The sequence below is a fragment of the Porphyromonas sp. CAG:1061 genome, assembly GCF_000435035.1.
Classification (GTDB): domain Bacteria; phylum Bacteroidota; class Bacteroidia; order Bacteroidales; family Porphyromonadaceae; genus Porphyromonas_A; species Porphyromonas_A somerae.
Window position 1 is genome coordinate 1 of the sequence record NZ_HF988837.1, and the last position, 3,273, is coordinate 3,273.

The 3,273-nt window shown below is 53.0% G+C and carries 4 protein-coding genes; all 4 read left to right on the forward strand.

All coding sequences use genetic code 11. The features are described 5' to 3' along the window. Nucleotides 1–1,037, forward strand: a 1,037-nt coding sequence (locus QVO39_RS00720; protein WP_021902590.1) for a phosphoglycerate kinase, incomplete at its 5' end; no start/stop codon positions are given. A 216-nt stretch (nucleotides 1,038–1,253) separates the two neighbouring features. Beyond that, nucleotides 1,254–1,799: a hypothetical protein gene (locus tag QVO39_RS00725; protein WP_021902591.1), complete on the forward strand. Its 546-nt coding sequence runs from the start codon at nucleotides 1,254–1,256 to the stop codon at nucleotides 1,797–1,799. A 6-nt stretch (nucleotides 1,800–1,805) separates the two neighbouring features. Next, on the forward strand, nucleotides 1,806–2,774 hold the full coding sequence (locus QVO39_RS00730) for a GSCFA domain-containing protein (protein WP_021902592.1): 969 nt from the start codon (nucleotides 1,806–1,808) through the stop codon (nucleotides 2,772–2,774). Continuing rightward, a partial coding sequence (locus tag QVO39_RS00735; RefSeq protein WP_288171273.1) for a Mur ligase family protein occupies nucleotides 2,771–3,273 on the forward strand: 503 nt, incomplete at its 3' end. The genes QVO39_RS00730 and QVO39_RS00735, both read left to right, overlap by 4 nt.

Here is a 3,273-nt window from a genome sequence, read left to right on the forward strand (position 1 = left end):
ATATGGGTCGTCCGAAGGGGGTGGATAAGAAGCTGAGTCTCTCTCAGCTCCGCGGACACCTGGAGGAGCTCCTTGGTAGGAAGGTGGAGATGGCTGAGGATTGTGTGGGCGATGCTGTTTTGAAGCAGGCTCAGCAACTGAAGGATGGTGAGGTATTGCTCCTTGAGAACCTTCGTTTCCACCCTGAAGAGGAGGGTAAGGGTGATGGCAAAGCTGGTCAGCCTGAGTTTGTAAAGCAGTTGGCAGCGTTGGCTGAGGTTTATGTGAATGATGCCTTTGGTACGGCCCACCGTGCTCACGCCTCTACCGCATTGATTGCCGATTATTTTGATAAGGAGCACAAGATGTTTGGCTACCTGATGGCACGTGAGGTGGCTGCTGTGGACCGTGTAATGAAGGAGGTAGAGCGTCCATTTACTGCAATTATGGGTGGTAGCAAGGTCTCTACAAAGATTGAGATTATCGAGAACCTCCTAACAAAGGTAGATACCTTGATCCTAACGGGTGGTATGACCTACACCTTTATGAAGGCAAATGGTGGCGAAATCGGTAATTCAATCTGTGAGGAGGATAAGCTGGACCTTGCCCTACAGATTCAGGAGAAGGCAAAGGCTAATGGGGTAAAGCTACTGATCGGTAGTGACTCTGTGGTGGCTGATGCTTTTAGCAATGATGCGAATACGAAGGTGGTGCCTAGTGACCAGATTCCTGCTGGCTGGGAAGGGCTAGATATTGGTCCTAAGACTCAGGAGCTCTTTGCTGAGGCGATCCGTGATTCGAAGACGATCCTTTGGAATGGTCCTTTCGGTGTCTTTGAGATGGATACTTTTGCCAAGGGTACTCAAGCAATGGCAGAGGTGATCGCTGAGACCACTGCTAAGGGTGCTTATTCACTTGTGGGCGGCGGTGACTCTGTTGCCGCAGTCAATAAGTTTGGTTTGGCCGACCGTATGAGCTATGTCTCTACCGGTGGCGGTGCGTTGCTGGAGGCGATTGAGGGGAAGACCTTGCCGGGTATTGCCGCAATTGAAAAATAGTGCGGCTTCGCACGGTGGCGATCTGCGGCGGCGGTGCCTGTGTCGGAGGTGCCTTTCTCGGACAAGTCGGACAGGTCGGACGAGTCGGACAGGTCGGAGGCCGCAATGGAGATCGCTGGATGGCGATCGGAGTGCAAAGTCTCAGTTATAGAATGAAGTAATATGTTACGCGAAGGCCACGAAGAGCGTGGCCTTCGCTATTAAATAGGAGAAGAGATGAGTGAGATAGAGATGAATGAGCAGTGGGGTGATGATGAGCTGACGGCGATTGATATCCCTATCCCCTTTCTGCTAGAGAAGGCTAATTGGACCAGTTATTTCAATAATAAGGGGTATTCGGGTGCCTACCCTTACCTCCTATATATGCATGAGGATGCGGAGGTGCTGAATGACCGATTGATGGCGGAGGTGAACAGGACGCAGACACTGACGGGGCACAATAAACTTCAGGTGGACCTCTTCACCCGCTTTTCGGATCATAATGAGGAGGCAGTGGGATTTGTTTGGTTGTTAATCAGTGGCACTCGTTCGTTTGCTCCCGATCTACTGGATGATCTGGAGTGGCTCTTGAGGAGTGGGACGACCTATTATCTGCAGCACGCTTACACCTCGCATGGGAAGCAGGGGGTGGTGACCTGGGTAGAGGAGCTCGCATCGCACCCAGCTTATGCCCAAGTGGAGGAGAAGCTACCGCCTCGTGGCAATCTAAAATTGGCCGATCGCCTTGCTATGGCAACCCTTTCGGCTGAAGAAGAGAAGTAAAAGGTGATGGAGTGGCAGAAACGGGTTGAGGTGACGTCGCTGAGCCGACGATGGAGTCGTAGAGATGCGATCACGCTTTGGGGCTCGTGCTTTGCCGATGAGCTACAGCGGCATCTCTTTAGGGAGCTCTACGACTGTAGTCCTTCGCCCTATGGCATCCTCTATAATCCCCTCTCCATGGCAGAAGGGGTGGAGCGGTTGCTGGCGGATCGACCTGTGATGCGTGAGGAGCTGATCGAGCATGAGGGACTTTGGCATAGCCCGATGCATCACGGCACCTTTTCTGCACCTACTCCTGAGGAGACTTTGGCACGGATAGAGGGGGCGTGGCAAGTGGCGAGAGAGCGGCTGTCGACCACCAAGCTATGGGTCTTTACCTTTGGCACCTCTTATCTCTATGAGTGGGCCGAGGCACCGCATGCAGTGGTGAGTAATTGTCACCGCTTGCCAGCAAAGTACTTTCAGCGTCGTCGTGCCGAGGTGGGGGAGATCGTGCGTCGCTGGTTGCCGTTACTTGAAGAGCTCACTAAAGGGGGAGCGGAGGTGGTGCTGAGTGTAAGTCCTATCCCGCATTACCGTGATGGAGCGCACGAGAGTCGACTCTCAAAGGCGGTATTACTCCTGGCGGTGGAGCAGATGGTGGAGCAGTTTCCGCAGGTGCATTACTTTCCTAGCTACGAGATACAGCTAGATGAGCTCCGTGATTACCGCTTTTTTGCGGAGGATATGGCGCATCCATCGGAGACAGCGGTGCGGTATATCTTAAGTCGCTTTGAGGAGTTTGCCCTAGAGAAGGACTTGGATTTTAATCAAGAGTGGCACGCCCTTTTGAAGCTAGCAGAGCACCGTCCCCTCTCCAGCAATCCTGAGCGGGTGGCAGCACATCAGGAGGGGGTGCTGAGGAAGCTTCGCCACTTTTCCCAACACCATTCGCACCCATTTCTTACGTCATTGATAGAAAAATTAGAGGTATGAGACGCTATTTACTTTCAGAGATCACTGCACTTCTTAAGGCTCCAAAGCCTCGTAAGGAGCAGGAAATAGAGGTTTTGCTGACCGATAGTCGGTCGCTCACTTTTCCGCAACGAACCCTCTTCGTGGCACTGGTGACGGAGCGGGGTGATGGGCATCGCTATATTGGAGAACTTTATGAGCGGGGAGTGCGTGCCTTTGTGGTTTCCAAAAAGGTGGAGAGAGCCTATCCCGAGGCGACGATGATTGAGGTGCCAGATACGTTACAGGCACTCCAAACCTTGGCAAAGTGGCGACGGGAAGCACTACAGATGCCACTCGTAGCGATTACTGGAAGTAATGGCAAAACAACGACAAAAGAGCTCCTCTACCAGCTCCTCTCTCCGCACCTTTCCGTGGGTCGCTCGCCTCGTAGCTACAATTCGCAGATCGGGGTGCCCCTCTCGCTTTGGGGGCTAGAAGAGGGCGATCAGTTGGCGTTGATTGAGGCTGGGATTTCCAA